Annotated in this window: 31 protein-coding genes and 1 pseudogene; 30 read left to right on the top strand and 2 right to left on the bottom strand. The window is 53.7% G+C overall.

Annotated elements, in window-relative coordinates; genetic code table 11:
- The first annotated feature begins 149 nt into the window (after positions 1 to 149).
- The 25 genes from J4685_RS17520 to J4685_RS17400 all read left to right on the top strand — a co-directional run bounded on the left by J4685_RS17520 (position 150) and on the right by J4685_RS17400 (position 17,937).
- Entirely contained in the window at positions 150 to 1,004 is an 855-nt protein-coding gene (locus J4685_RS17520) for a GPO family capsid scaffolding protein (protein WP_001609322.1), read from the top strand.
- Positions 1,005 to 1,080: 76 nt separating this feature from the next.
- Positions 1,081 to 2,148: a phage major capsid protein, P2 family gene (locus tag J4685_RS17515; protein WP_001609323.1), complete on the top strand. Its 1,068-nt coding sequence runs from the start codon at positions 1,081 to 1,083 to the stop codon at positions 2,146 to 2,148.
- Positions 2,149 to 2,151: 3 nt separating this feature from the next.
- Positions 2,152 to 2,901 (top strand): terminase endonuclease subunit, encoded by a 750-nt coding sequence (locus J4685_RS17510; protein ID WP_000203475.1) that lies wholly within the window; start codon positions 2,152 to 2,154, stop codon positions 2,899 to 2,901.
- 93 nt (positions 2,902 to 2,994) lie between these two features.
- On the top strand, positions 2,995 to 3,501 hold the full coding sequence (locus J4685_RS17505) for a head completion/stabilization protein (RefSeq protein ID WP_000214255.1): 507 nt from the start codon (positions 2,995 to 2,997) through the stop codon (positions 3,499 to 3,501).
- Positions 3,501 to 3,704: a tail protein X gene (locus tag J4685_RS17500; RefSeq protein ID WP_000868400.1), complete on the top strand. Its 204-nt coding sequence runs from the start codon at positions 3,501 to 3,503 to the stop codon at positions 3,702 to 3,704. Before J4685_RS17505 ends, J4685_RS17500 begins: the two co-directional genes overlap by 1 nt.
- A 3-nt stretch (positions 3,705 to 3,707) precedes the next feature.
- Positions 3,708 to 4,004 carry a phage holin family protein gene (locus tag J4685_RS17495; protein WP_000134660.1) on the top strand — a complete coding sequence of 99 codons (297 nt, stop codon included), beginning with the start codon at positions 3,708 to 3,710 and terminating at the stop codon, positions 4,002 to 4,004.
- Positions 3,991 to 4,488 (top strand): glycoside hydrolase family 104 protein, encoded by a 498-nt coding sequence (locus J4685_RS17490; RefSeq protein WP_001144116.1) that lies wholly within the window; start codon positions 3,991 to 3,993, stop codon positions 4,486 to 4,488. Before J4685_RS17495 ends, J4685_RS17490 begins: the two co-directional genes overlap by 14 nt.
- Positions 4,485 to 4,898, top strand: coding sequence for an Rz-like lysis system protein LysB (gene lysB / locus J4685_RS17485; RefSeq protein WP_000866102.1), 414 nt, complete (start codon positions 4,485 to 4,487; stop codon positions 4,896 to 4,898). The genes J4685_RS17490 and lysB overlap by 4 nt, the downstream gene beginning before the upstream one ends.
- Positions 4,798 to 5,043, top strand: coding sequence for an Rz1-like lysis system protein LysC (lysC, locus tag J4685_RS17480; protein WP_229031232.1), 246 nt, complete (start codon positions 4,798 to 4,800; stop codon positions 5,041 to 5,043). The genes lysB and lysC overlap by 101 nt, the downstream gene beginning before the upstream one ends.
- Positions 5,006 to 5,473: a phage tail protein gene (locus J4685_RS17475; protein ID WP_001169074.1), complete on the top strand. Its 468-nt coding sequence runs from the start codon at positions 5,006 to 5,008 to the stop codon at positions 5,471 to 5,473. The genes lysC and J4685_RS17475 overlap by 38 nt, the downstream gene beginning before the upstream one ends.
- Complete coding sequence (locus J4685_RS17470; RefSeq protein ID WP_001293104.1) at positions 5,466 to 5,915, top strand: phage virion morphogenesis protein; 450 nt, start codon at positions 5,466 to 5,468, stop codon at positions 5,913 to 5,915. Before J4685_RS17475 ends, J4685_RS17470 begins: the two co-directional genes overlap by 8 nt.
- Before the next feature lie 68 nt (positions 5,916 to 5,983).
- Positions 5,984 to 6,625: a phage baseplate assembly protein V gene (locus J4685_RS17465; RefSeq protein WP_001094750.1), complete on the top strand. Its 642-nt coding sequence runs from the start codon at positions 5,984 to 5,986 to the stop codon at positions 6,623 to 6,625.
- Positions 6,622 to 6,969 carry a GPW/gp25 family protein gene (locus J4685_RS17460; protein ID WP_000127147.1) on the top strand — a complete coding sequence of 116 codons (348 nt, stop codon included), beginning with the start codon at positions 6,622 to 6,624 and terminating at the stop codon, positions 6,967 to 6,969. The genes J4685_RS17465 and J4685_RS17460 overlap by 4 nt, the downstream gene beginning before the upstream one ends.
- Before the next feature lie 6 nt (positions 6,970 to 6,975).
- On the top strand, positions 6,976 to 7,884 hold the full coding sequence (locus J4685_RS17455) for a baseplate assembly protein (protein ID WP_000246677.1): 909 nt from the start codon (positions 6,976 to 6,978) through the stop codon (positions 7,882 to 7,884).
- Positions 7,877 to 8,407: a phage tail protein I gene (locus J4685_RS17450; RefSeq protein WP_001000068.1), complete on the top strand. Its 531-nt coding sequence runs from the start codon at positions 7,877 to 7,879 to the stop codon at positions 8,405 to 8,407. The genes J4685_RS17455 and J4685_RS17450 overlap by 8 nt, the downstream gene beginning before the upstream one ends.
- Before the next feature lie 10 nt (positions 8,408 to 8,417).
- Positions 8,418 to 10,511 carry a tail fiber protein gene (locus tag J4685_RS17445; RefSeq protein ID WP_000104698.1) on the top strand — a complete coding sequence of 698 codons (2,094 nt, stop codon included), beginning with the start codon at positions 8,418 to 8,420 and terminating at the stop codon, positions 10,509 to 10,511.
- Entirely contained in the window at positions 10,481 to 11,101 is a 621-nt protein-coding gene (locus J4685_RS17440; RefSeq protein ID WP_077909749.1) for a tail fiber assembly protein, read from the top strand. The genes J4685_RS17445 and J4685_RS17440 overlap by 31 nt, the downstream gene beginning before the upstream one ends.
- 168 nt (positions 11,102 to 11,269) lie before the next feature.
- Positions 11,270 to 12,457, top strand: a complete 1,188-nt coding sequence (locus J4685_RS17435; protein ID WP_001279029.1) for a phage tail sheath protein — start codon at positions 11,270 to 11,272, stop codon at positions 12,455 to 12,457.
- A gap of 15 nt (positions 12,458 to 12,472) precedes the next feature.
- Positions 12,473 to 12,991: a phage major tail tube protein gene (locus J4685_RS17430; protein ID WP_001207675.1), complete on the top strand. Its 519-nt coding sequence runs from the start codon at positions 12,473 to 12,475 to the stop codon at positions 12,989 to 12,991.
- A gap of 62 nt (positions 12,992 to 13,053) precedes the next feature.
- A complete protein-coding gene (locus J4685_RS17425) occupies positions 13,054 to 13,389 on the top strand; it encodes a phage tail assembly protein (RefSeq protein ID WP_001029726.1) in 336 nt (111 codons plus the stop codon).
- A 14-nt stretch (positions 13,390 to 13,403) separates the two neighbouring features.
- Positions 13,404 to 13,541: a GpE family phage tail protein gene (locus tag J4685_RS17420; RefSeq protein ID WP_010835837.1), complete on the top strand. Its 138-nt coding sequence runs from the start codon at positions 13,404 to 13,406 to the stop codon at positions 13,539 to 13,541.
- On the top strand, positions 13,534 to 15,975 hold the full coding sequence (locus J4685_RS17415) for a phage tail tape measure protein (RefSeq protein WP_046595650.1): 2,442 nt from the start codon (positions 13,534 to 13,536) through the stop codon (positions 15,973 to 15,975). The genes J4685_RS17420 and J4685_RS17415 overlap by 8 nt, the downstream gene beginning before the upstream one ends.
- 14 nt (positions 15,976 to 15,989) lie before the next feature.
- Positions 15,990 to 16,475, top strand: a complete 486-nt coding sequence (locus tag J4685_RS17410; RefSeq protein WP_000978859.1) for a phage tail protein — start codon at positions 15,990 to 15,992, stop codon at positions 16,473 to 16,475.
- Positions 16,472 to 17,641, top strand: a complete 1,170-nt coding sequence (locus J4685_RS17405) for a phage late control D family protein (RefSeq protein WP_046595652.1) — start codon at positions 16,472 to 16,474, stop codon at positions 17,639 to 17,641. The genes J4685_RS17410 and J4685_RS17405 overlap by 4 nt, the downstream gene beginning before the upstream one ends.
- A gap of 77 nt (positions 17,642 to 17,718) precedes the next feature.
- Positions 17,719 to 17,937: a DNA-binding transcriptional regulator gene (locus J4685_RS17400; RefSeq protein ID WP_000468311.1), complete on the top strand. Its 219-nt coding sequence runs from the start codon at positions 17,719 to 17,721 to the stop codon at positions 17,935 to 17,937.
- A 34-nt stretch (positions 17,938 to 17,971) separates the two neighbouring features.
- Here J4685_RS17400 and J4685_RS22595 read toward each other — a convergent pair whose 3' ends face one another.
- Entirely contained in the window at positions 17,972 to 18,175 is a 204-nt protein-coding gene (locus J4685_RS22595; RefSeq protein WP_243764531.1) for a hypothetical protein, read from the bottom strand.
- A gap of 45 nt (positions 18,176 to 18,220) precedes the next feature.
- Positions 18,221 to 18,388 carry a hypothetical protein gene (locus J4685_RS22590; protein ID WP_243764530.1) on the bottom strand — a complete coding sequence of 56 codons (168 nt, stop codon included), beginning with the start codon at positions 18,386 to 18,388 and terminating at the stop codon, positions 18,221 to 18,223.
- 287 nt (positions 18,389 to 18,675) lie between these two features.
- On the opposite strand from J4685_RS22590, the gene fieF reads away from it, so the two are divergent.
- From fieF to J4685_RS17370, 5 genes and pseudogenes are all read left to right on the top strand, one after another.
- Positions 18,676 to 19,578 (top strand): CDF family cation-efflux transporter FieF, encoded by a 903-nt coding sequence (gene fieF / locus J4685_RS17390; RefSeq protein ID WP_001077325.1) that lies wholly within the window; start codon positions 18,676 to 18,678, stop codon positions 19,576 to 19,578.
- A gap of 184 nt (positions 19,579 to 19,762) precedes the next feature.
- A complete protein-coding gene (pfkA, locus tag J4685_RS17385) occupies positions 19,763 to 20,725 on the top strand; it encodes a 6-phosphofructokinase (RefSeq protein ID WP_000591793.1) in 963 nt (320 codons plus the stop codon).
- Positions 20,726 to 20,928: 203 nt separating this feature from the next.
- A complete protein-coding gene (locus tag J4685_RS17380; RefSeq protein ID WP_000758714.1) occupies positions 20,929 to 21,918 on the top strand; it encodes a sulfate ABC transporter substrate-binding protein in 990 nt (329 codons plus the stop codon).
- Between the two features lie 100 nt (positions 21,919 to 22,018).
- Positions 22,019 to 22,774: a CDP-diacylglycerol diphosphatase gene (locus J4685_RS17375; protein ID WP_000750756.1), complete on the top strand. Its 756-nt coding sequence runs from the start codon at positions 22,019 to 22,021 to the stop codon at positions 22,772 to 22,774.
- A 264-nt stretch (positions 22,775 to 23,038) separates the two neighbouring features.
- A pseudogene (locus J4685_RS17370) lies at positions 23,039 to 24,373 on the top strand (MFS transporter).
- Positions 24,374 to 24,383: the final 10 nt, after the last annotated feature.

Here is a 24,383-nt window from a genome sequence, read left to right as displayed (position 1 = left end):
TGGATTCAGGGCAAGGCTACTTAATGGCCGTCAGCGATTCGCTAAGGTGCTGTTGTGTGGGCGGTTATCCAGTCGTCATTGGTGGTCTGGCACGTCCTGAGACTGGAAACTGGCGTTGACCCGTAACCCCAACATCAGGACTCCTGACAATGGCAAAAAAAGTATCAAAATTCTTTCGTATCGGCGTCGAGGGTGATACCTGCGACGGGCGTATTATCAGCGCCAGCGATATTCAGGAAATGGCCGAGTCGTTTGACCCGCGCGTATATGGTTGCCGCATCAACCTTGAGCATATTCGCGGTCTCTTCCCCGACGGCGACTTTAAGCGCCTGGGTGATGTGGTGGAGCTGAAAGCCGAGAAGATTGACGACGACTCTGCGCTTAACGGCAAATGGGCGTTGTTCGCTAAAATCACCCCGACCGATGACCTGATTGCAATGAATAAAAAATTGCAGAAGGTCTACACCTCAATGGAAATTCAGCCGAATTTTGCCAATACCGGCAAATGCTACCTCGTCGGCCTTGCGGTCACTGATGACCCGGCGAGCCTCGGAACCGAATATCTCGAATTCTGCCGCAATGCGACACACAACCCACTGCAGCGCTTTAAGGCCAGCCCTGAAAATGTCTTTTCCGCCGCCACGCTGGCCGAGCTGGAATTTGAAGATGTTCCCGACACGGTGCTTAACAGCCTGGCCGACAAGGTGAAAGCCATTTTCAGCCGTAAGCAGGTCAGCGACGATGCGCGCATGAGTGATGTACATGAGGCGGTGACCGCCGTCAGCGAACATGTGCAGACCAGCCTCACTGCGCAGGATAAGCGTCTTTCCGATATGGAAACCGCGCTTGCCACCTTTAAACAGGAACTGACCGGCAAGGTTGAAGAAACCAGCCAGGCATTTTCCGCCCTGAAAACCACCCTCGACAAAACCGAAAGTTTCAGCCAGCCGCGACGCACGAAAGCCAGCGGCGGCGGTGGCGATGAGCTGCTGACCGACTGCTGATAAGTTGCAGAACAGAAACCGGGCGGAAACCCCGTCCGATGCAGTGACTAACCGATAAATTCAAACAGGAAATACTATGCGCCCGGAAACCCGTTTTAAGTTCAATGCCTATCTGACCCGCGTCGCTGAGCTGAACGGCATCAACACTGATGACGTCAGTAAAAAATTCACCGTCGAGCCGTCCGTCACGCAAACGCTGATGAACAAAGTGCAGGAGTCATCCGCGTTTCTGCAGACGATTAATATTCTGCCGGTCGCAGAAATGAAGGGTGAGAAAATCGGCGTCGGTGTGACCGGTACTATCGCCAGCACGACTGATACCTCGGGCGATGATGAGCGTAAGACCGCAGACTTCACCGCGCTTGAATCCAACAAGTACGAGTGCGACCAGATTAACTTTGACTTCCACCTGAAATATAAAACCCTCGACCTGTGGGCGCGTTTTCAGGACTTCCAGCGCCGCATCCGCGACGCCATTGTCAAGCGTCAGGCGCTCGATTTCATCATGGCCGGTTTTAACGGTACCACCCGCGCTGCCACCTCTGACCGCACCAAAAATCCGATGCTGCAGGATGTAGCCGTCGGCTGGCTGCAGAAATACCGCAATGAAGCCCCGACGCGTGTGATGAGCAATATCACCGATGCTGACGGTAAGGTCGTTTCGGCAGTGATTCGCGTCGGTCGAAACGGCGACTATGAGAACCTCGACGCGCTGGTGATGGATGCGACCAATAACCTGATTGACGAGGTTTATCAGGATGACCCGAAACTCGTTGCCATCGTTGGCCGTAAGCTGCTGGCCGACAAATATTTCCCGCTGGTGAACAAGCCGCAGGAAAACAGCGAGGCGCTCGCGGCAGATATCATCATCAGCCAGAAGCGAATCGGCAACCTGCCTGCTGTGCGCGTGCCGTACTTCCCGGCGAATGCCGTACTGGTAACTACTCTGGAAAACCTCTCTATCTATTTCATGGATGAGAGCCACCGCCGCAGCATTGATGAAAACCCGAAAAAAGACCGCGTTGAAAACTACGAGTCGATGAATATCGACTATGTGGTCGAGGCGTATGCCGCCGGGTGCCTGCTGGAAAACATCACCCTGGGCGATTTCACCGCACCTGCAGCACCGGAAAGCGGAGCCTAAACCATGACGAGCCCCGCACAGCGTCACATGATGCGGGTCTCGGCCTCTCAAGCCGCGCAGAGGGAACAAGCCCCGCTGCGCCATGCAACCGCCTATGAGCAGATGCTGGTTAAGCTGGCCGATGACCGCCGCACGTTAAAAAACATCCGTTCAAACGAACGTAAAGCCGAGAAAAAGCGCGAGCTGCTGCCGTTCTATGCGCCGTGGGTCGCCGGTGTGCTGACTGATGGTCGTGGTGCGCAGGATGACATTGTTATGACCGTCATGCTGTGGCGTCTCGATGCCGGTGATATCGCTGGCGCTCTGGAAATTGCCCCCTACGCACTGAAATACGGCCTCACCTCTGACCATCGCCGCACAACACCTTACATGCTGGTTGAGGAAGTGGCGCTTGCCGCGCAGCGTCTGCGCGATGCCGGTGAGTCTGTCGACCTTTCCTGGCTGCAGACCACTATCGACCTGACCGACGGTGCTGACGTTCCCGATATGGTGCGCGCCCGTCTGCATAAGGTGACAGGCCTGACCCTGCGTGATGCCGGTATGAATGCAGAGGCGCTGGCGCAGTTTCAGCGCGCGATGCAGCTCGACCGCAATGCCGGTGTGCGCAAGGAGATTGAGCGGCTGGAACGCGCACTGAAGCCAAAAGCGGAGGCACCACCCCGTAAAACGACTAAACCGCGTACGCGCAAACCTGTCGCCAGACCGGCAGCAAAGCGCGGGCGTCCACCAAAGGCGGTAAAAACCGCCGGTTAACTGAACGCTCCCCGAGCCGGGCGGCACGCCGGTCAAAGCGGGTTTTGACCCTGACGGCGACCGGCGTCCACCGCCCAACCTGATGAGGTTGTCATGACGACAGTAATTCTGAACCAGCCCGACGAACCACAGGACGTACCGGGCGTGGTGATTCCCGTACCGGAGACGGGCGATGCAGTAATTAAAAACACGTTCTTTTTCCCTGATGTGGATCCGAAGCGTGTGCGCGAGCTGATGCGGCTTGAGCAGACGGTTTCCGATGCGCGCCTGCGCCATGCCATCAGAACTGGCATGGCGGAAACCAATGCGGAGCTTTACGACTACCGGCTGCGCCAGACTGCCGCCGGGTTTAAGCATCTGGCCGACGTGCCTGCTGAGGAAATCGATGGCGAGAATGTGCGTATTTTCCACTATCTGAGCGCCGTAACGGCGATGGCAACCGCCACCCTGTATGAGCGCTATCGCGGTGTTGAAGCCACCGGTAAGGGTGACAAAAAAGCCGACAGCGTCGAAACCACCATTGATGACCTGTGGCGGGATATGCGCTGGTCGGTCGCGCGTCTGCAGGACAAACCGCGCTGCATCGTGGGCCAGCTCTGATGAAGGTCAGGTCGATGCAGGGCGACACCCTCGACGTGATTTGCGCCAGGTATTACGGGCGCACTGAGGGCGTGGTTGAAACGGTGCTGCAGGCTAATCCCGGCCTGTCTGAGCTGGGCGTCATTCTGCCGCATGGCACGGCAATTGACCTGCCCGATGTGCCGTCTTCACCCGTAACTGAAACTATCAATCTTTGGGAGTAAACCATGACAGAAGGGGAAAAAGGCGTCCTGTCACTGTTTGTGATTGGGGCACTGATTGTGGTCGGAAAAGTGCTGGCAGGTGGTGAGCCCATCACCCCGCGCCTGTTTGTCGGACGCATGTTGCTCGGCGGTTTTGTCTCAATGGTCGCCGGTGTTGTTCTGGTGCAGTTTCCTGATATGTCACTGCCCGCCGTGTGCGGTATTGGATCCATGCTCGGTATTGCCGGTTATCAGGTGGTGGAAATCGCCATTCAGCGCCGCTTTAAGTCACAGAAGGGGGAAGGCGATGCCGGTCATTAATACTCACCAGAATATCGCCGCCTTTCTGGACATGCTGGCGTATTCCGAAGGAACGGCGAACCATCCGCTGACGAAAAACCGTGGCTACGACGTCATTGTTACCGGCCTTGATGGCAGGCCAGAGATTTTCACCGATTACAGCGACCACCCTTTCGCACATGGCCGACCCGCGAAAGTGTTTAATCGCCGTGGCGAGAAATCCACGGCATCGGGGCGTTACCAGCAGCTTTATATGTTCTGGCCGCACTATAAAAAACAGCTCGCATTGCCTGATTTCAGCCCACTGTCGCAGGACAAGCTCGCGATCCAGTTAATCCGGGAGCGCGGTGCTATTGACGATATCCGGGCGGGGCGTATTGAGCGTGCTGTTTCCCGTTGCCGGAATATCTGGGCGTCATTGCCGGGTGCCGGTTACGGCCAGCGCGAGCACAGTCTCGAAAAGCTGGTTACCGTCTGGCGCACGGCTGGCGGGGTGGTGGCATGAAAGTCCTGATAACGCTGTTTGTGCTGGCCGTGCTCGGTCTGATGTGGTTGCGCCATGAGAATGGCAATTTATCCCGCTCCTTTGAGACGGCAAACCGCGTTGCGAGCGAGCAAAAGGCGACGATTGGCATGCTGAAAAATCAGCTCAGTGTCGCCGGCCAGCTCGCCCGACGTAATGAATCCGCGCAGGTGGCACTGCGCGAACAGCTCGCAAAGGCAGGCGCAGAAGCAAACCGCCGCGAGCAGACGATAACGAGGTTACTTGATGAAAATGAAGCCTTTCGCCGCTGGTATAACGCTCCTCTGCCTGATGCTGTGCGTCGGCTGCACACCCGCGCCGCCTGCGCCAGCGCCGGTGATTGTGGTCAGCGGATGCCCGAGGGTGAGCCTTTGCCTGATGCCGGGAAGTGACCCGAAAACCAATGGTGACCTGAGCGCCGATATCCGCCGTCTTGAGGGCGCGCTGACCGCCTGCGCGCTACAGGTCAAAACCGTCAAACACTGTCAGGATGAACTCGATGCAGAAGCACAAAAGCCTGCGCAAGGCGCTGATTAACGCTGTGCCGCAGCTCCGAAACAACCCCGATATGCTGCGCCTGTTCGCTGATAACGGCCATACGGATTCCCGACTGGAGAGCTCGCTGTCGTTTGAAAAGGTGTACGTGCTTAACGTGGTGGTGACTGACTTTACCGGCGACCTCGATTTGATATTTGTGCCGGTACAGGCATGGCTGCGTGAGCATCAGCCGGACATTATGACCACCGACGACGGGCGGGAGAAAGGATTCACATGGATGATTGATATCAATAACGACGACTCGCTCGATATCAGTATCAGCCTGAGACTCACCGAGCGCACGCTCGTCAAAGAGGTCGACGGCGCACTGCATGTCAGCTATGCCCCTGAGCCACCGCTGCCTGAGCCAGTGACGCGCCCGGTCGAGCTGTACGTTAACGGCGAGCTGGTGAGTAAGTGGGATGAGTGAGTTAACCGCGCTGCAGGAGCGCCTTACCGGTCTGATTGCCAGCCTGTCACCGGCGGCGCGTCGGCAAATGGCGGCTGACATTGCAAAAAAACTGCGCGCCAGTCAGCAGCAGCGCATCAGGCGACAGCAGACACCCGACGGCACCCCGTATGCCGCCCGAAAGCGCCAGCCGGTGCGAAGTAAGAAAGGCCGTATCAGGCGCGAAATGTTCGCCAGACTGCGCACTAACCGCTTTATGAAAGCCAAAGGCAGCGACAGTGCGGCGGTGGTGGAATTTACCGGCAGGGTACAGCGCATGGCGCGGGTGCATCAGTATGGCCTCAAAGACCGGCCAAATCGTCACAGCCGGGATGTGCAGTACGCGGCGCGCCCGTTGCTCGGTTTCACCCGCGACGATGAGCAGATGATTGAAGACATCATTATCAGGCATCTCGGTAAATAAATATTGTGTGAACCACCACCGGAGCCGCGCGAATTGGCGCGACTCCAGACCAGAGGCATCCTTGCACTATGAATACGTTATCCACAATACAGGAGCTCGCGCGCGCGATTCGCAACCTCATCCGCTCAGGTGTGGTGACTGAGGTCGATACCGCGCAGGGGCTGTGCCGCGTACAAAGCGGCGGGATCCAGACTGCATGGCTGAACTGGCTGACCACCCGCGCCGGTCGTTCGCGGACATGGTGGGCTCCCTCGGTCGGTGAGCAGGTGCTGCTGCTGGCAATTGGTGGCGAGCTTGATACTGCTTTCGTGCTGCCGGGGATTTTCTCCGACGATAACCCTGCCCCGTCAGCCTCGGCGGATGCGTGGCATGTGGTGTTCCCCGACGGCGCTGTTATGGAGTATGAGCCGGAAACCGGTGCGCTGACGGTCAGCGGCATCAAGACTGCCGATGTGACGGCATCGGAGTCCATTACCGCCACCGTGCCGGTGGTACTGGTAAAAGCGGCAGAACGTATCACCCTCGACACCCCGGAGGTGGTATGCACCAACAAACTGACGACGGCGACGCTTGAGGTGCAGAAAGGCGGCACCATGCGGGGAAACATCGAACATACCGGTGGCACGTTGAAATCAAACGGCGTGCAGGTCGATAACCACGGTCACGGCGGCGTACAACGGGGCGGGAACTGGACGGAGGGCACAAAATGACAGCGCGTTATCTGGGGATGAACCGCAATACCGGCATAGGTATCAGTGACAGTGAGCATATCAGCCAGAGCATGCGCGACATTCTGCTGACGCCGGTCGGCTCGCGGGTAATGCGTCGTGAATATGGCTCGCTCCTGTCTGCGCTGATTGACATGCCGCAAAAGCCGGCGCTCAGGCTGCAAATCATGGTGGCGTGCTATTCCGCGATCCAGAAATGGGAACCACGCATCAGGCTTATCTCCATCAGCTTTGAGCGCGGCGACACTGGCGAAATGTATGTCGATATTACCGGGATGCGTACCGATACCGGTGCGTCAGTTTCAACCACTGTTTCACTGAGTTAAATCACTATGGCAACCGTTGACCTGAGTCAGTTACCCGTTCCCGACGTGGTTGAGGAACTGGACTATGAAACCATCCTTGCGGAACGCATTGCGACGCTGATTTCGCTCTATCCTGAAGACCAACAGGAAGCCGTCGCCCGGACGCTCGCACTTGAGTCTGAGCCAATTGTTAAATTGCTGCAGGAAAACGCCTACCGCGAGGTTATCTGGCGTCAGCGTGTCAATGAAGCTGCACGTGCAGTGATGCTGGCTTATGCCATAGATAGTGACCTCGATAATATCGGGGGAAATTTCAGTGTTGAGCGTCTTGTCGTCACGCCTGCTGATGACACCACCATTCCACCCACCCCGGCAGAAATGGAACTCGACGCCGATTATCGTCTGCGTATACAGCAGGCTTTTGAGGGGCTGAGCGTGGCGGGGCCTGTCGGGGCGTACCAGTATCATGGCCGTAGTGCTGACGGGCGCGTCGGCGATATTTCAGTTATCAGCCCGTCGCCAGCCTGTGTGACGATTTCCGTGTTGTCACGTGAAAACAACGGCGTCGCATCTGAGGAACTGCTTGCAATTGTGCGCAATGCCCTGAACGCAGAAGATGTCAGGCCGGTCGCTGACCGGGTGACGGTACAGTCAGCCGAAATTGTTAACTACCAGATTAACGCCACGCTTTATCTTTACCCCGGCCCGGAAAGTGAACCCATCAGGGCGGCGGCTGAGGCAAAGCTGAAAGCCTATATCAGCGCGCAGCACCGCCTCGGGCGCGATATCCGTAAATCAGCGATTTATGCCGCCCTGCATGTTGAGGGGGTTCAGCGGGTGGAGCTGGCGGCACCGGTCGCGGATATTGTTCTCGATAACACTCAGGCGTCCTTTTGCACTGACTACAGCCTAGTAATCGGGGGATCTGATGAATGACTCACGATTATTGCCGGTGGGCTCATCGCCACTGGAAGTCGCCGCCGCAAGGGCATGTGCTGAGATTGAAAGGACGCCGGTCAACATCCGCGCGTTGTGGAATATTGACACCTGCCCGGAAAATTTGTTGCCGTGGCTGGCGTGGGCGTTTTCTGTCGACCGGTGGAATGAGAACTGGCCGGAGGGAACAAAACGTGCCGTTATCCGTGATGCATATTTCATTCACTGCCACAAGGGGACTATCGGCGCAATCCGTCGGGTAGTGGAGCCACTCGGCTATGTCATCAATGTAACGGAATGGTGGGAAAGCGGCGACACGCCAGGCACATTCCGGCTTGATATCGGGGTGCTTGAAAGTGGCATTACCGAAGAAATGTATTTCGAAATGGAACGACTGATTGCGGATGCAAAACCAGCCAGTCGTCATCTGACTGGCCTGAATATTGTCCAGGACATTCCCGGTTATTTGTATACCGGCGGCGTGTCCTGCGATGGCGATATTATTACGGTTTACCCGGGATAAGTGAGGAATAATGAGCACGAAATTTAAAACCGTTATCACCACTGCCGGAGCCGCTAAGCTTGCTGCGGCCACCATGCCGGGCGGTAAGAAAATAAATCTTAACGTTATGGCTGTTGGTGACGGCGGCGGAAAGCTGCCGGATCCTGATGTCGGTCAGACACAGCTTGTTAATGAGGTCTGGCGTCACACTCTGAATAAAATCAGCCAGGACAATCGGTACAGTAATTACATTGTGGCCGAGCTGGTTATTCCGCCGGAGGTGGGCGGCTTCTGGATGCGTGAGCTTGGCCTTTACGACGATGAAGGGACGCTGATTGCTGTTGCCAATATGGCCGAAAGCTACAAGCCAGAACTGGCTGAGGGCTCAGGGCGTGCGCAGACATGCCGCATGGTCATTATTGTCAGCAGTGTCGAGTCTGTGGCGCTGTCCATTGACTCAACGATGGTGATGGCGACGCAGGATTATGTCGACGACAGGCTCGCCGAACATGAAAAATCCCGTCGTCATCCTGATGCCACTCTTAAAGAAAAAGGGTTTACTCAGCTCAGTAACGCGACAGACAGCGAGTCTGAAACGCTCGCAGCGACGCCGAAAGCTGTCAAGACAGTGTATGACCTTGCTAATGCGAAATATACAGCTCAGGACGCCACTACAACGCGTAAAGGCATTGTGCAACTCAGCAATGCCACTGACAGTGTGTCTGAGACGCTTGCCGCGACACCGAAAGCGGTCAAGGTGGCATATGACCTTGCTAACGCGAAATATACAGCTCAGGACGCCACTACAGCGCGTAAAGGGATTATCCAGCTCAGCAATGCCACTGACAGCACGTCTGAGACGCTGGCCGCAACGCCGAAAGCGGTTAAAACGGCTATGGATAATGCGAACGGGCGGCTGGCGAAAAACAGTAATGGCGGCGATATTCCTGACAAAAAACAATTTGCGAGAACTATCGGTGCCGTGACCTCTACCAACATCACATTTAATGATGCTTCTGGATGGTACAAAATCGCCACGGTTGTAATGCCGCAGGCTACATCAACAGCGGTGATTAAACTGTACGGTGGGGCGGGGTTTAACGCTGGTTCACCTGAACAGGCGGCAATCAGCGAACTGGTATTGCGTGCCGGTAATGGTTCACCTGTTGGAATAACTGCCACGTTGTGGAGACGCTCGCCTGCTGCGGCTAACGAGGTCGCATGGGTTAATACATCAGGCGACACCTACGATATTTATATTAATATCGGCCAGTATGCGTACTGGTTAATTGCGCAATATGACTACACCGGTAATGCAAATGTCACGTTGCACAGTACGCCTGAATATTCATCAGTACAGCCGGGAAACTCAACCAGCGGTCAGACATATACAATTTACAGTAGTCTGATGAAACCAACAGCCGGTGATGTGGGTGCATTGCCGATTACAGGGGGACAGCTAAACGGTCCGTTAAGCATTGGTACTGACAATGCACTGGGCGGTAATTCAATTGTACTCGGTGATAACGATACCGGTTTTAAACAGAACGGTGACGGGATACTGGATACATACGCGAACAGCCAGCACACCGTTCGTGTCGCTCCCGGTGAAATGATGGTTCTGGGAGCTATTCGCGCAGGCAAAGAAAAAAAACTGTCACTAACGAGTAATAATAATTCGACAATGACAGCCACGTTTAACTTATGGGGCGACGCAAACAGGCCCACTGTAATTGAACTGGATGATGATCAGGGATGGCAGTTATACAGCCAGCGAAACCTTGATGGTTCAGTCCTGTTTGCGGTCAATGGCGATATCACCGCTAACGTACTGCGTGCAGGCGGGGCCATCTATCAGAATAACGGTGATATCTTTGGTTCGCTATGGGGAAATGGCTGGTTAAGTACCTGGATTAATAATAATATCGTCTTAGATGTTCAGTTAGGGGCTGGCTCATCAGTGACTACCTGGAACAATGCAGGGTCATGGCCTAACACTCCCGGATATGTAGTTACCTCCGTCTGGAAAGATTATCAGGGCGAAAATATTGATGGTATTAATTATGCGCCTTTGCAAAAACGAGTCGGTAATCAGTGGTATACCGTACAAGGGGGAACGGTATAATGAAAAAATATCAGGATATTAAAAATTTCAGACTGATTGACGCGCCTGTAAACAGGGATAAAACTCAGGCCGAAATAAATATAGGTGCATATTTTCTGGAGTCGGACGACGGACAGGACTGGTATGAGTGTCAGTCATTATTTTCTGATGATACTGCAAAAATAATGTACGACCATGAAGGGGTTATCTGGGGTGTTGTTAATAAGCCAGTCCCGCAACGTGGCAACACATATTCTGTATCAATGTTGTGGCCGGTTAATATGTCTGTTGCGGAAATAGACGCTGCTGACTGTCCTGATGATTGTCGTGGTGATGGCTCATGGTTGTACAGGGATGGTAAGGTTTTACCAGTTCCGGTGGATTATCAGGCTAAGGCCGAAACCACCCGGCAGAAATTACTTAACGATGCAGACAATGCCATTAAGGACTGGCGCACAGAATTAACTCTGGGGATTATCAGTGATGAAAATAAAGCGACCTTAATTATGTGGATGAATTATATCAATGTTCTTAAATCGCTGGACTTAACAGGCGTTTCAGATGAGGCCACCTTCACAGCAATCAGGTGGCCTTCATTACCACAGGAGTGATGTACTGGCTGACTGGCCGGATATACCACGCTAAATATTCAGGCGGGTTTATTACCCGCCTTTTCTTTTTCCTGTCGTTGTGCCATCAACCTGACAGCCGGTACAAATAGCCCCCTCTTGTGTACTGACCTGAAAATATACTCACCCCTTAACCACGGAGTTAACCGGATGAGTGATTTTCACCACGGCACGCAGGTCATCGAAATTAATGACGGTACGCGTGTTATTTCCACAGTAGCGACTGCGGTCGTCGGCATGGTTTGTACAGCCAGCGATGCAGATGCCACGCTATTTCCCCTCAATGAACCGGTACTGATTACCAATGTGCAAAGCGCCATTGCGAAAGCCGGTAAAAAAGGCACGCTGGCTGCATCACTGCAGGCCATCGCAGACCAGTCAAAACCCGTCACTGTTGTTGTACGTGTTGAGGATGGAGCCGGCGATGACGAGGAAGCTGCGCTCGCACAGACTGTTTCCAACATTATCGGAGGTACGGATGAGAACGGTAAATACACCGGTATCAAGGCTCTCCTGACTGCTCAGGCCGTCACCGGCGTCAAGCCGCGTATTCTTGGGGTGCCGGGGCTGGATACTAAAGAGGTCGCGGTCGCGCTTGCGTCGGCTGCCATTAAATTACGTGCATTTGCTTACGTCAGCGCGTGGGGATGTAAGACTATTTCCGAAGCGATGGAATATCGTAAAAATTTCAGCCAGCGCGAGCTGATGGTTATCTGGCCTGATTTCCTCGCGTGGGACACCGTCAAAAATACCACCGCAGCGGCTTACGCCACTGCGCGTGCACTAGGCCTGCGTGCTTACATCGACCAGACTGTCGGCTGGCACAAAACCCTGTCTAACGTTGGTGTACAGGGCGTTACCGGCATCAGCGCCTCAGTGTTCTGGGATTTGCAGGCATCCGGCACCGATGCTGACCTGCTCAACGAGGCCGGGGTTACAACGCTGGTACGCAAGGACGGTTTCCGCTTCTGGGGTAACCGCACCTGCTCGGATGACCCGCTTTTTCTGTTTGAGAACTACACTCGCACCGCGCAGGTACTGGCCGACACGATGGCCGAGGCGCACATGTGGGCGGTCGACAAGCCCATTACCGCCACGCTCATTCGTGACATTGTTGACGGCATTAACGCCAAATTCCGCGAGCTGAAATCAAACGGCTACATCGTGGAGGGTAAATGCTGGTTCGATGAGGAATCGAACGACAAGGAAACCCTCAAGGCCGGGAAACTGTATATCGACTACGACTATACACCAGTTCCGCCACTGGAAAGCCTGACCCTGCGCCAGCGTATCACCGATAAATATCTGGTGAATCTGGCCGAATCGGTCAACAGCTAAGGAGCCTGAAACAACATGGCACTACCCCGTAAACTCAAATACCTGAATATGTTCAATGACGGCCTCAGCTACATGGGTGTTGTTGAATCCGTGACGCTGCCGAAACTGACCCGCAAGCTCGAAAACTATCGCGGCGGCGGTATGAATGGCGCGGCAGCGATTGACCTCGGCCTCGACGATGATGCGCTCACCGTCGAATGGTCTGTCGGTGGCCTGCCTGATGTGGCTCTGTGGGCGCAGTACGCCGCCCCGGGCGCTGATGCTGTGCCGCTGCGTTTTGCTGGTTCTTACCAGCGCGACGATACCGGCGAAATCGTGGCGGTCGAGGTGGTCATGCGTGGCCGTCATAAAGAAATCGACGGCGGCGAGAATAAGCAGGGTGAAAACACCTCGACCAAACTGTCGACTGTCTGCACCTACTACCGCCTCACGATTGATGGCAGCGACGTCATCGAAATCGACACCGTCAACATGGTCGAGAAGGTGAACGGCGTCGACCGTCTGGAACAGCACCGCCGCGCAATCGGGCTGTAATTCCCTGACCGGTCAGCACTGCTGGCCGGTTATTAACCCCATTCAGAACAGAGAAAAACATCATGGCAAAAGCACCACGTAAAACCGCTGAATTTATTGATACGGCTGGCAATGAAATTGACACCGTAAACCCGAACGTCGTGACCCTGGACAAACCGATTAAGCGCGCCGGTCAGACGATTGATAAAGTCACCCTGATTGAGCCGAACGCCGGTACCCTGCGCGGCGTCAGTCTGGCGGCGGTGGCGCAGTCCGAAGTCGACGCCCTGATTAAGGTACTGCCCCGCATGACCTACCCCGCGCTCACCGCGCAGGAGCTTACCGCGATGAACCTGCCCGATATGTTGTCGCTGGCCGCTAAGGTGATTGGTTTTTTGTCACCGGCTTCGGCGGAATAGACTTCCCGCCAGACCTGTCGACTGATGACCTGATGGCGGATATCGCAGTGATATTCCACTGGCCGCCATCAGAACTCTGTTCCCTGAGCCTGACCGAGCTCATCACATGGCGCGAAAAGGCGCTGCAGCGTAGCGGAAACCACAATGAGTAATAACCTGAGGCTTGAGGTATTGCTGAAAGCGGTCGACCAGGCGACCCGACCGCTTAAATCCATCCAGACCGCGAGTAAAACCCTGTCGGGTGATATTCGCAACACACAAAAGGGTCTGCGCGACCTGAACGGTCAGGCGTCGAAAATCGACGGCTTTCGTAAGGCAAGCGCGCAACTGGCCGTTACTGGTCAGGCGCTTGACAAGGCAAAGCGCGAAGCCGGTGAGCTGGCTGTGCAGTTTAAAAACACCACCAGTCCGACCCGCGCGCAGGCGCAGGCGCTCGACGCGGCAAAACGTGCCGCCTCTGAGCTGCAGATGAAATATAACAGCCTGAGAACATCGGTACAGCGCCAGCGTTCCGAGCTGATGCAGGCCGGTATCAATACCCGCACCCTGTCTGCCGATGAACGTCGACTCAAAACCTCCATCAGCGAAACGACGGCGCAGCTTAACCGACAGCGTAATGCACTGGCGCGCGTCAGTGCGCAGCAGGCGAAATTAAGCCGGGTGAAAGAACGATATAAATCAGGTAAAGAGCTTGCCGGTAACATGGCCGCAGCAGGCGCTGCCGGGGTCGGTATTGCGACGGCGGGAACGATGGCCGGGGTTAAATTACTGACGCCCGGTTATGACTTTGCACAGAAAAATTCCGAGCTGCAGGCTGTGCTCGGGGTTGATAAACAGTCGCCAGAAATGCAGGCGCTACGCAAACAGGCTCGCCAGCTCGGCGACAATACTGCAGCCTCTGCAGATGACGCAGCGAGCGCGCAAATCATCATTGCGAAAAGCGGCGGTGACGCTGCTGCCATTCAGGCGGCGACGCCAGTCACGCTGAATATGGCGCTGTCAAACCGGCGCTCAATGGAGGAAAACGCTGCGCTGCTGACCGGGATGAAATCAGCGTTTCAACTTTCAAACGACAAGATTGCTCACATTGGCGACGTTCTCTCGATGACGATGAACAAAACCGCCGCCGATTTTGACGGACTGAGCGACGCGCTGACCTATGCCGCGCCAGTGGCGAAAAATGCCGGGGTGAGCATCGAGCAAACCGCCGCAATGGTCGGTGCACTGCACGACGCCAAAATCACCGGGTCAATGGCGGGTACGGGTAGCCGCGCCATTCTCAGCCGCCTGCAGGCTCCCACCGGAAAAGCGTTTGAGGCCATTAAGGAACTCGGCGTCAAAACGTCAGACAGCAAGGGGAACACGCGCCCGATATTCTCCATACTGAAAGAAATGCAGCGCAGCTTTGAGAAAAACAACCTCGGGACAAGCCAGCGCGGCGAGTACATGAAAACCATTTTCGGCGAGGAGGCCAGCTCGGCGGCGGCGGTACTGATGGAAGCAGCGGCCAGCGGCAAGCTCGACCAGCTAACCGCCGCGCTGAAAGCGTCAGACGGCAAAACCGAGGAACTGGTTAAGGTTATGCAGGATAACCTCGGCGGCGACTTTAAAGAGTTCCAGTCGGCTTATGAGGCCGTCGGTACCGACCTTTTTGACCAGCAAGAGGACTCGCTGCGTAAACTCACCCAAGCCGCCACACAATACGTGTTAAAGCTCGACGACTGGATCAAGAAAAACAAAGGTCTGGCGACAACTATCGGCATTATTGCCGGGGGCGCACTTGCTCTGATTGGTATCATCGGCGGCATTGGTCTCGTTGCGTGGCCGGTTGTCATGGGGATTAACGCCATCATTGCCGCCGCTGGCGTGATGGGTACCGCCTTGACTGTTGCCGGTAGTGCCATCGTAGCCGCGCTCGGTGCAATCACCTGGCCGATTGTGGCCGTCGGGGCGGCGATTGTGGCCGGGGCGCTACTTATCCGTAAATATTGGGAGCCCATCAGCGCATTTTTCTCGGGGGTGATTGAGGGCATCATGAGTGCCTTTGCTCCGGTCGGGGAAATGTTTGCACCACTGGCACCCATTTTTGACGGACTCGGTGAGAAGCTGCGCGGAGTCTGGCAATGGTTTAAAGACCTGATTGCACCGGTCAAAGCTACGCAGGAGACGCTCGATAGCTGTAAAAATGCTGGCGTTATTTTCGGTCAGGCGTTGGCCTCAGCGCTGATGGCACCGCTGAACGTTTTCAACAAGCTACGCAGTGGTGTCGACTGGCTTCTCGAAAAGCTCGGCATCATCAACAAAGAATCGGACAGCCTCGACCAGACCGCCGCCAAAACCAACGCCGCCACGCAGGGGGATTCCTACATTCCGGCGACCAGCACCTATGGCGGGTATCAGGCTTATCAGCCCGTTACCGCACCGGCGGGACGCTCTTACATCGACCAGAGCAAAAGCGAATACAACATTACGCTACCGGGCGGTGTTGCTCCGGGGCATCAACTCGACCGCCAGCTACGCGACACACTCGAACAAATTGAGCGCGAAAAGCGTGCGCGTCAGCGCGCCAGCATGAGCCACGACTAAGGGAGAATTAAACGATGATGCTTGCTCTCGGCATGTTTGTATTTGAACTCCGTACTCTGCCTTATCAGTCAATGCAGCATTCGAAAGATTACCGCTGGGCGTCTAATGACCGGGTCGGTAAACCGCCTGCATATCAGTTTCTCGGCGAGGGGGAAACCTCAATACAGCTTGCCGGTACGCTTTACCCTGCCATTACCGGCGGTCATATATCCCTGCTGGCTGTGGAACTGATGGCCGATGAGGGCAGGGCGTGGCCGCTGATTGAGGGTACCGGCAAAATCCTCGGGATGTATATCATCGATAAGGTGTCGGCCACGCACGCCGAGTTTTTCAGCGATGGAGCGGCAAGAAAGATTGATTTCACGCTTTCGCTAAAACGGGTCGATGAATCACTGACGGCAATGTTTGGCGACCTGAATAAACAGGCGAGCGAGCTTCTCGGCTCTGCCGGTAATCTGACCGATAAGCTGCAGGGTGCGCTCGGAGGGCTGACCATATGATTACGGGCATGACCATTGACGCCGGTGCCAGTCTTGCACCGGCATTTATGCTAACGCTGAACAGCCAGGACATTACCAGCAATTTTAGTGACCGGCTGATTTCTCTCACCATGACCGACAACCGGGGTTTTGAGGCTGACCAGCTCGACATTGAGCTCGACGATACCGACGGAAAAGTCGAATTACCTCTGCGCGGGGCGGTGCTGACGCTGTGGCTTGGCTGGCAAGGTTCGGCGCTTCTGAATAAAGGCGATTTTACGGTCGATGAGATTGAGCACCGGGGCGCGCCTGATACCCTGACCATCCGGGCGCGTAGTGCAGACTTTCGCGGCACGCTCAATTCACGACGTGAAGAATCATGGCACGATACCACCCTCGGTGAGCTGGTCAGCACCATTGCAAAGCGTAACAAACTGACGGCCAGCGTCGCGGATTCGCTGAAACAAATCCCGGTACCGCATATCGACCAGTCGCAGGAATCCGACGCGGTATTTCTTACCCGGCTGGCTGACCGAAACGGAGCGACTGTATCGGTTAAAGCGGGAAAACTACTGTTTCTGAAAGCCGGTAGTGCGCTGACGGCCAGCGGTAAGCCCATTCCACAAATGACGCTGACCCGCAGTGACGGCGACCGTCATCAGTTTGCCATTGCCGACCGCGGAGCTTATACCGGTGTAACAGCTAAATGGTTGTACACCAAAGACCCGAAGCCGCAAAAACAGAAAGTGACGCTGAAACGCCAGCCAAAAGAGAAGCACCTTCGCGCACTGGAACACCCGAAAGCAAAGCCGGTTAGCAAAAAGACGAAGTCCAGAAAAGAGCCGGAGGCTCGCGAAGGTGAGTATATGGTCGGTGAGGCCGATAACGTGCTGGCACTGACGACGGTCTACGCTTCCAGAGCGCAGGCGATGCGCGCCGCTCAGGCTAAGTGGGATAAGCTGCAGCGAGGCGTTGCGGAGTTTTCAATTACGCTGGCGCTTGGTAGGGCTGATTTATTCCCTGAGACACCAGTGCGCGTGTCAGGCTTTAAGCGCGTCATAGACGAGCAATCTTGGTTAATCAGTAAAGTGACTCACAGCCTGAATAATAGTGGCTTCACGACGGGCTTAGAGCTTGAGGTTAAGCTCTCTGACGTAGAGTATAAAGCGGAAGATGATGATGGGTGATTTTAATTTATCTATTTGTTATATAATGGTTTTTTGAGTAAAATTAACGCATCAGCCAAACCGTTGAGGTGCTTAATATGTTTCATTGCCCGTTATGCCAGCATGCCGCCCACGCACGCACAAGCCGTTACATGACCGATACGACAAAGGAGCGTTATCACCAGTGTCAGAACGTGAATTGTAGTGCCACGTTTATCACATTTGAGTCGGTGCAGCGTTACATTGTTAAGCCGGGTGAGGTTAATGCCGTCAGGCCGCATCCTTTGCCATCAGGTCAACAAACTATGTGGATGTAACCACAAAAAAAGCCCCGCGATTGCGGGGTTTTGTTTATTTTGACTTTGGCATTCCAAACATATGAGTTTTTGAGAGCATCATCACTTTAGCTCTGTCATCTGGTTCTTTACCCATCTCGTTACAAGTTGCGAGAGGCTGTTCGAGCACATAACCAAACGCCTTATGTTTATTCAGTACGTGCAATTCTTTAGTTGTTTTCATGTAGGAGTCCGGTACATCTTTTGTCCAAACATCCATACAAATTCCTGAGCTTACGACTGCATCATAAATTTCAGGTGTAACTTAGTTTGCGTCAAGAACGACAGTCACGACATTATTACTTTCTTTTATTTCAATCGGTTGCCATAACTTTAGCTGTTTTTGCAAAGTTTTTACGTTATTCGTTTGGGCGTGGGCGCAGATAGACAGAAGAATGGCGACGGTTGCAATTGCCGATTTGAGGTTGAGCATAGAACATCCTTATTAAACATTGAGTTAAAAGTTGTTTATAACCCCTGCCGGATGAAAAAACAAAGCCCCTGACGGGCAGGGGCGTTTTAGTCAATGTGGACGCTATGTGGACAGCGGATGATATAAATCCATTTATATCATTATGTTAGGTGGTGTTTTCTGACACCATCCCTGTCTTCCCCCACATGATGTGGGGGTTTTTTTTTATCTCCAGTTTGTCATTCTGTTATTAGCTTACTGTTTTAAACCATCCGTTATACTACCGGCAGAAGATAGCGGGAGTATTTATGAATCAAACCTATGGACGGCTGGTTAGCCGGGCGGCTATCGCGGCAACGGCGATGGCATCAGCGTTACTTTTGATCAAAATTTTGGCGTGGTGGTATACGGGATCGGTGAGTATTCTGGCGGCGTTGGTGGACTCGCTGGTGGATATTGCCGCGTCATTGACGAATTTGTTGGTCGTGCGTTATTCGCTGCAACCCGCAGATGATGAACACACGTTTGGGCACGGTAAAGCGGAGTCGCTGGCGGCGCTGGCGCAAAGTATGTTTATTTCCGGTTCGGCGTTGTTTCTGTTTTTGACCAGTATCCAGAATCTGATTAAGCCGACGCCAATGAACGACCCCGGCGTGGGGATTGGCGTTACCGTCATCGCTCTGATATGCACTATTATACTGGTCACGTTTCAGCGCTGGGTGGTACGCAAGACCCAAAGTCAGGCGGTACGGGCGGATATGCTTCATTATCAGTCTGATGTTATGATGAACGGAGCGATTCTTATCGCGCTGGGGTTATCCTGGTACGGTTGGCATCGTGCGGATGCCCTGTTTGCGTTAGGTATCGGCATCTATATTTTGTATAGCGCGTTACGTATGGGGTATGAGGCGGTGCAGTCATTATTGGATCGCGCGCTGCCCGATGCGGAACGACAGGAAATTATTGATATCGTGACGTCATGGCCGGGAGTCAGCGGCGCGCACGATCTCCGCACGCGGCAGTCAGGGCCGACTCGCTTTATTCAGATTCATTTGGAAATGGAAGATAATCTGCCGCTCGTTCAGGCGCATTTTGTGGCTGACCAGGTAGAGCAGGCGATTTTACGGCGTTTTCCGGGTTCAGATGTCATTATTCATCAGGATCCCTGTTCAGTCGTTCCCAGGGAAGGCAGGAAGTTCGAGCTTGTATAATTGATTGTTAAAAAGTGAGCCAGGCCAGCATTTTGTGTATAAATTACCGCCATTTGGCCTGACCTGAATCAATTCAGCAGGAAGGGATTGTTATACTATCTGTATATTCGTTGGATCGTTTCGAAGTGCGAAATCGGCTTCCGGCAATAGATTTCATTTTGCATTCCAAAGTTCAGAGGTAGTCATGATTAAGAAAATCGGTGTGTTGACAAGCGGCGGTGATGCGCCGGGCATGAACGCGGCAATCCGCGGTGTTGTGCGCGCAGCGTTGACGGAAGGGCTGGAAGTCATGGGCATTTATGACGGCTATCTGGGCCTGTATGAAGATCGTATGGTGCAGCTTGACCGTTACAGCGTATCTGACATGATCAACCGTGGCGGTACTTTCCTCGGTTCCGCCCGTTTCCCGGAATTCCGTGACGAAAATATTCGCGCTGTCGCGATCGAAAACCTGAAAAAACGCGGCATCGATGCGCTGGTAGTTATTGGCGGCGACGGTTCTTATATGGGTGCAAAACGTCTGACTGAAATGGGCTTCCCGTGCATCGGTCTGCCAGGCACTATCGATAACGACATCAAAGGCACTGACTACACTATCGGCTACTTCACTGCTCTCGGCACTGTAGTGGAAGCGATTGACCGTCTGCGTGACACCTCCTCTTCTCACCAGCGTATCTCTATCGTTGAGGTGATGGGCCGTTATTGCGGCGACCTGACGTTGGCGGCGGCTATTGCTGGCGGCTGTGAGTTTATCGTGGTGCCGGAAGTTGAATTTAATCGCGAGGATCTGGTGGCGGAAATCAAAGCCGGGATCGCGAAAGGGAAAAAACACGCTATCGTCGCTATCACCGAACATATGTGTGATGTTGACGAACTGGCGCACTTTATTGAAAAAGAAACGGGCCGTGAAACGCGTGCGACGGTGCTCGGCCACATTCAGCGCGGTGGTTCCCCGGTACCTTACGATCGCATTCTGGCTTCTCGTATGGGCGCGTATGCTATTGACCTGCTGCTGGAAGGCCATGGCGGTCGTTGTGTCGGTATCCAGAACGAGCAGCTTGTTCATCATGACATCATCGATGCGATTGAAAACATGAAGCGTCCGTTCAAAAGCGACTGGATGGAGTGCGCGAAAAAACTGTACTGATTGTTTTTGCGCGCCTGATGGCGCTACGCTTATCAGGCCTACAGGTTGCAGAAACGTGTAGGCCGGATTAGGCGCTAGCCGCCATCCGGCAATCCCTCAGATTTATTCCTCGAAGTTATAGCCAATCTTTTTTTATTCTTTAATGTTTGGATCGCTTTCTGGCACGCTTTGCTCATCACAACACAACATAAGCGAGTCGGGCGATGAAAAAGTGGGGCGTGGGATTCACATTATTGCTGGCGTCAACCAGCATTCTGGCAAAGGATATTCAGTTACTTAACGTATCATACGATCCAACGCGTGAGCTGTACGAGCAGTACAACAAAGCGTTTAGCGCGCACTGGAAGCAGGAAACCGGCGACAACGTCGTGATCCGTCAATCGCACGGCGGTTCGGGTAAACAGGCGACTTCCGTTATTAACGGCATTGAAGCCGATGTCGTGACGCTGGCGCTGGCTTACGATGTGGACGCTATTGCGGAACGTGGTCGTATCGATAAAAACTGGATCAAGCGTCTGCCGGATAACTCAGCACCTTACACCTCCACCATCGTTTTCCTGGTCCGCAAAGGCAATCCAAAACAAATTCATGACTGGAACGATCTGATTAAACCCGGTGTGTCGGTGATTACGCCAAACCCGAAAAGCTCTGGCGGCGCACGCTGGAACTATCTGGCGGCATGGGGCTACGCCCTGCACCACAACAATAACGATCAGGCCAAAGCGCAGGACTTTGTCAAAGCCCTGTTTAAAAACGTTGAAGTGCTGGACTCCGGCGCGCGCGGCTCAACCAATACTTTCGTTGAACGCGGTATCGGTGATGTGCTGATTGCCTGGGAAAACGAAGCGCTACTGGCGACGAATGAACTGGGTAAAGATAAATTCGAGATAGTGACCCCGAGTGAATCTATTCTCGCAGAGCCGACCGTGTCCGTGGTGGATAAAGTCGTTGAGAAGAAAGGGACGAATGCGGTGGCGGAAGCGTATCTGAAGTATCTCTACTCGCCGGAAGGGCAGGAGATAGCAGCGAAAAACTTCTACCGTCCGCGCGATGCTGACGTGGCGAAAAAATACGACGATGCGTTTCCGAAGCTGAAGCTGTTCACCATTGACGAGGTGTTTGGCGGCTGGGCGAAGGCGCAAAAAGATCACTTCGCTAATGGCGGTACGTTCGACCAAATCAGCAAACGCTAAACCGTTTATAAACCCGGTAACGTATTATGTTACCGGGTTTTTTCTTTGCCACAATTTTGCGTTACTCTTCCCCGTCTATGGGTCACAGGGAACGCATAACATGAAAAAAACAGGTTACTTTTTACTGGCGGTGATAGTGATTGTCGCCGCGGCGGGCGTCGGTTACTGGAAATTTTCCGGCAATCCTGATGCATTACGGGAAATCGTGCTTGAACAATGCCTGCCCGATCAGTTACAGCATCAAAACCCAGCGCCTTGCGCGGAAGTCAAACCTCGCGCCGGCTATGTCGTCTTTAAAGATCGTCACGGTCCGTTGCAATATTTATTGATGCCCACCTACCGTATCAACGGTACAGAAAGCCCGCTATTGCTGGAACCCGCTACGCCCAACTTTTTCTGGCTGGCCTGGCAGGCTCGCGGCTATATGAGTAAAAAATACGGGCATGATATTCCGGATAGCGCGGTCTCGCTGGCGATTAATTCGCGGCTTGGTCGTTCACAGGACCATTTGCATATCCATATTTCTTGCATCCGTCCTGACGTTCGGGAACAACTGGATAACGATCTCACGCGTATCAGCACTCGCTGGCTTCCGCTACCGGGCGACCTGATGGGGCATGAATACCTGGCGCGCCGGGTAACCGAGAGCGAACTGGCGCAGCGTAGTCCGTTTATGATGCTGGCGGAAGAGGTACCGGAAGCGCGCGATCATATGGGACGCTATGCGCTGGCGGTGGTACGCCAAAGCGATGGCTCTTTTGTCCTGCTGGCGACCGAGCGTAATTTACTGACCTTCAATCGCGCATCGGCGGAAGAGATTCAGGATCATAGTTGCGCCATTTTGTCTTCCCGCTGATTTTCGTTACACCCCCTGCTCATTATCTTATTGATTCTTATCCCGGTTTAAAACTGGGGTAAGATCGTGTCTATAAAAATATGTGAAACCGATCAAAAGATATAAAGGTATACCTTTATATCTTTTGATGGTTCGTTACACTCTCTTCATAGCCTCCATAGATTGTCTGGTGGATGGCTTATATATAAAAACGTTTTTATTTCATGTAGTGACATCATTAATTGTTCACCAGATTTGCGCTGCTAAGCGTAAAGGAATATCAACATGAAACTTTCTATCGTGGAAAAAATCGGCTTCGGCGCGGGAGATATGGCGATAAACGTTGTGATTATCGCCATGCAGCTGCTCCTCGCCTATTTCTATACCGATATCTACGGCCTGAGCGCCGCTGATGTTGGCGTACTGTTTGTGGTTGTGCGGATGATTGATGCCATTATCGATCCGGCCATGGGGGTTCTGACCGATAAACTGAATACGCGCTGGGGACGTTATCGCCCGTGGCTGCTGTGGTTTGCCATTCCTTTTGGTTTCGCCGTGTATTTGATGTTTATTACGCCTGACATGGCTTATATGGCCAAGCTGGCGTGGGCCTATGGCACCTATATTCTTATGACCCTGGTCTATACTGCGATCACCATTCCCTATATTTCGATGATTGGCGTCATTACCAGCGACCCCGTCGAACGGTTAAGCGCCAACGGTTATCGTTTTGTGATGACCAAGATTGCCGCTTTCCTGGTGACTATCGTCGTACCGATGCTTGCCGTCTGGCTGGGGCAGGGCAACAAGGCGCTGGGTTACCAGTTTTCGATGGGGCTGATGGGGGCGATGGGCGCCTTACTGTTTATCTTCTGTTTTCTTACCACGCGTGAACGCAGCGAGCCGGAAATTACCTCGCTATCGGTGGGGAAACAGTTTAAATATCTGTTACGTAACGATCAGTGGATTATTCTCGGCGTTGTTATTCTGCTGCTGATGTGCGGTTATGTTATTCGCGGTTCCGTTGCCGCTTATTACGCCAAGTATTATCTGAACGGCGGAGATAGCCTGATTTCACCCTTCCTGACTACCGGCGTCGTTGCCTCTATTTTAGCGATGATCGCCACCACCTAGATAACCAAGTTCTGGGACAAAATTAAGATGTTCCGCTACACCCAGATTATTACCTTTATCCTGAGCGCGCTGATGTATTTCTCCGTCGGGCGTGAAAATCTTATCCTGGCGTTTGCGTTCTATTTTCTTATTAATTTCTTCTGCGATATGCAAATGCCGGTGTTCTGGTCCTCTATCGCCGAAGCGGTGGATTACGGAGAAAAGAAAACCGGTCTGCGCGTTTCCGGGTTGGCGTTTGGCGGCATCCTCTTCTTCCAGAAGTTTGGGATGGGGATCGCGGGCGGGATACTCGGATTCCTGCTGAGCCACTTTGGCTATCAGGCCGATGTTGAACAGACCGCGCGTTCGCTCACCGGCATTGCGCTGATGATGACGCTCATTCCTGCTCTGTTCCACCTTGCGGTTGGGCTGCTTATGAAAAAGTATCTGATTAACAATGAATATTATCGTGATATTCAGCTCGCCCTGGCGCAGAAACAGGCATAAGGAGGCGCAA

This window comes from Salmonella sp. 32100201201700099SM (assembly GCF_017572645.1).
GTDB lineage: Bacteria > Pseudomonadota > Gammaproteobacteria > Enterobacterales > Enterobacteriaceae > Salmonella > Salmonella enterica.
Note: the sequence above shows the minus strand (reverse complement) of the source record. Positions and strands in the feature narration are given on the sequence as shown.

Coding starts and splice junctions, on each gene's coding strand:
- J4685_RS17520 (WP_001609322.1), top strand. CDS start 150: ATGGCAAAAAAAGTATCAAAATTCTTTCGTATCGGCGTCGAGGGTGAT.
- J4685_RS17515 (WP_001609323.1), top strand. CDS start 1,081: ATGCGCCCGGAAACCCGTTTTAAGTTCAATGCCTATCTGACCCGCGTC.
- J4685_RS17510 (WP_000203475.1), top strand. CDS start 2,152: ATGACGAGCCCCGCACAGCGTCACATGATGCGGGTCTCGGCCTCTCAA.
- J4685_RS17505 (WP_000214255.1), top strand. CDS start 2,995: ATGACGACAGTAATTCTGAACCAGCCCGACGAACCACAGGACGTACCG.
- J4685_RS17500 (WP_000868400.1), top strand. CDS start 3,501: ATGAAGGTCAGGTCGATGCAGGGCGACACCCTCGACGTGATTTGCGCC.
- J4685_RS17495 (WP_000134660.1), top strand. CDS start 3,708: ATGACAGAAGGGGAAAAAGGCGTCCTGTCACTGTTTGTGATTGGGGCA.
- J4685_RS17490 (WP_001144116.1), top strand. CDS start 3,991: ATGCCGGTCATTAATACTCACCAGAATATCGCCGCCTTTCTGGACATG.
- lysB (WP_000866102.1), top strand. CDS start 4,485: ATGAAAGTCCTGATAACGCTGTTTGTGCTGGCCGTGCTCGGTCTGATG.
- lysC (WP_229031232.1), top strand. CDS start 4,798: ATGCTGTGCGTCGGCTGCACACCCGCGCCGCCTGCGCCAGCGCCGGTG.
- J4685_RS17475 (WP_001169074.1), top strand. CDS start 5,006: ATGCAGAAGCACAAAAGCCTGCGCAAGGCGCTGATTAACGCTGTGCCG.
- J4685_RS17470 (WP_001293104.1), top strand. CDS start 5,466: ATGAGTGAGTTAACCGCGCTGCAGGAGCGCCTTACCGGTCTGATTGCC.
- J4685_RS17465 (WP_001094750.1), top strand. CDS start 5,984: ATGAATACGTTATCCACAATACAGGAGCTCGCGCGCGCGATTCGCAAC.
- J4685_RS17460 (WP_000127147.1), top strand. CDS start 6,622: ATGACAGCGCGTTATCTGGGGATGAACCGCAATACCGGCATAGGTATC.
- J4685_RS17455 (WP_000246677.1), top strand. CDS start 6,976: ATGGCAACCGTTGACCTGAGTCAGTTACCCGTTCCCGACGTGGTTGAG.
- J4685_RS17450 (WP_001000068.1), top strand. CDS start 7,877: ATGAATGACTCACGATTATTGCCGGTGGGCTCATCGCCACTGGAAGTC.
- J4685_RS17445 (WP_000104698.1), top strand. CDS start 8,418: ATGAGCACGAAATTTAAAACCGTTATCACCACTGCCGGAGCCGCTAAG.
- J4685_RS17435 (WP_001279029.1), top strand. CDS start 11,270: ATGAGTGATTTTCACCACGGCACGCAGGTCATCGAAATTAATGACGGT.
- J4685_RS17430 (WP_001207675.1), top strand. CDS start 12,473: ATGGCACTACCCCGTAAACTCAAATACCTGAATATGTTCAATGACGGC.
- J4685_RS17425 (WP_001029726.1), top strand. CDS start 13,054: ATGGCAAAAGCACCACGTAAAACCGCTGAATTTATTGATACGGCTGGC.
- J4685_RS17415 (WP_046595650.1), top strand. CDS start 13,534: ATGAGTAATAACCTGAGGCTTGAGGTATTGCTGAAAGCGGTCGACCAG.
- J4685_RS17410 (WP_000978859.1), top strand. CDS start 15,990: ATGATGCTTGCTCTCGGCATGTTTGTATTTGAACTCCGTACTCTGCCT.
- J4685_RS17405 (WP_046595652.1), top strand. CDS start 16,472: ATGATTACGGGCATGACCATTGACGCCGGTGCCAGTCTTGCACCGGCA.
- J4685_RS17400 (WP_000468311.1), top strand. CDS start 17,719: ATGTTTCATTGCCCGTTATGCCAGCATGCCGCCCACGCACGCACAAGC.
- J4685_RS22595 (WP_243764531.1), bottom strand. CDS start 18,175: ATGGATGTTTGGACAAAAGATGTACCGGACTCCTACATGAAAACAACT.
- J4685_RS22590 (WP_243764530.1), bottom strand. CDS start 18,388: ATGCTCAACCTCAAATCGGCAATTGCAACCGTCGCCATTCTTCTGTCT.
- fieF (WP_001077325.1), top strand. CDS start 18,676: ATGAATCAAACCTATGGACGGCTGGTTAGCCGGGCGGCTATCGCGGCA.
- pfkA (WP_000591793.1), top strand. CDS start 19,763: ATGATTAAGAAAATCGGTGTGTTGACAAGCGGCGGTGATGCGCCGGGC.
- J4685_RS17380 (WP_000758714.1), top strand. CDS start 20,929: ATGAAAAAGTGGGGCGTGGGATTCACATTATTGCTGGCGTCAACCAGC.
- J4685_RS17375 (WP_000750756.1), top strand. CDS start 22,019: ATGAAAAAAACAGGTTACTTTTTACTGGCGGTGATAGTGATTGTCGCC.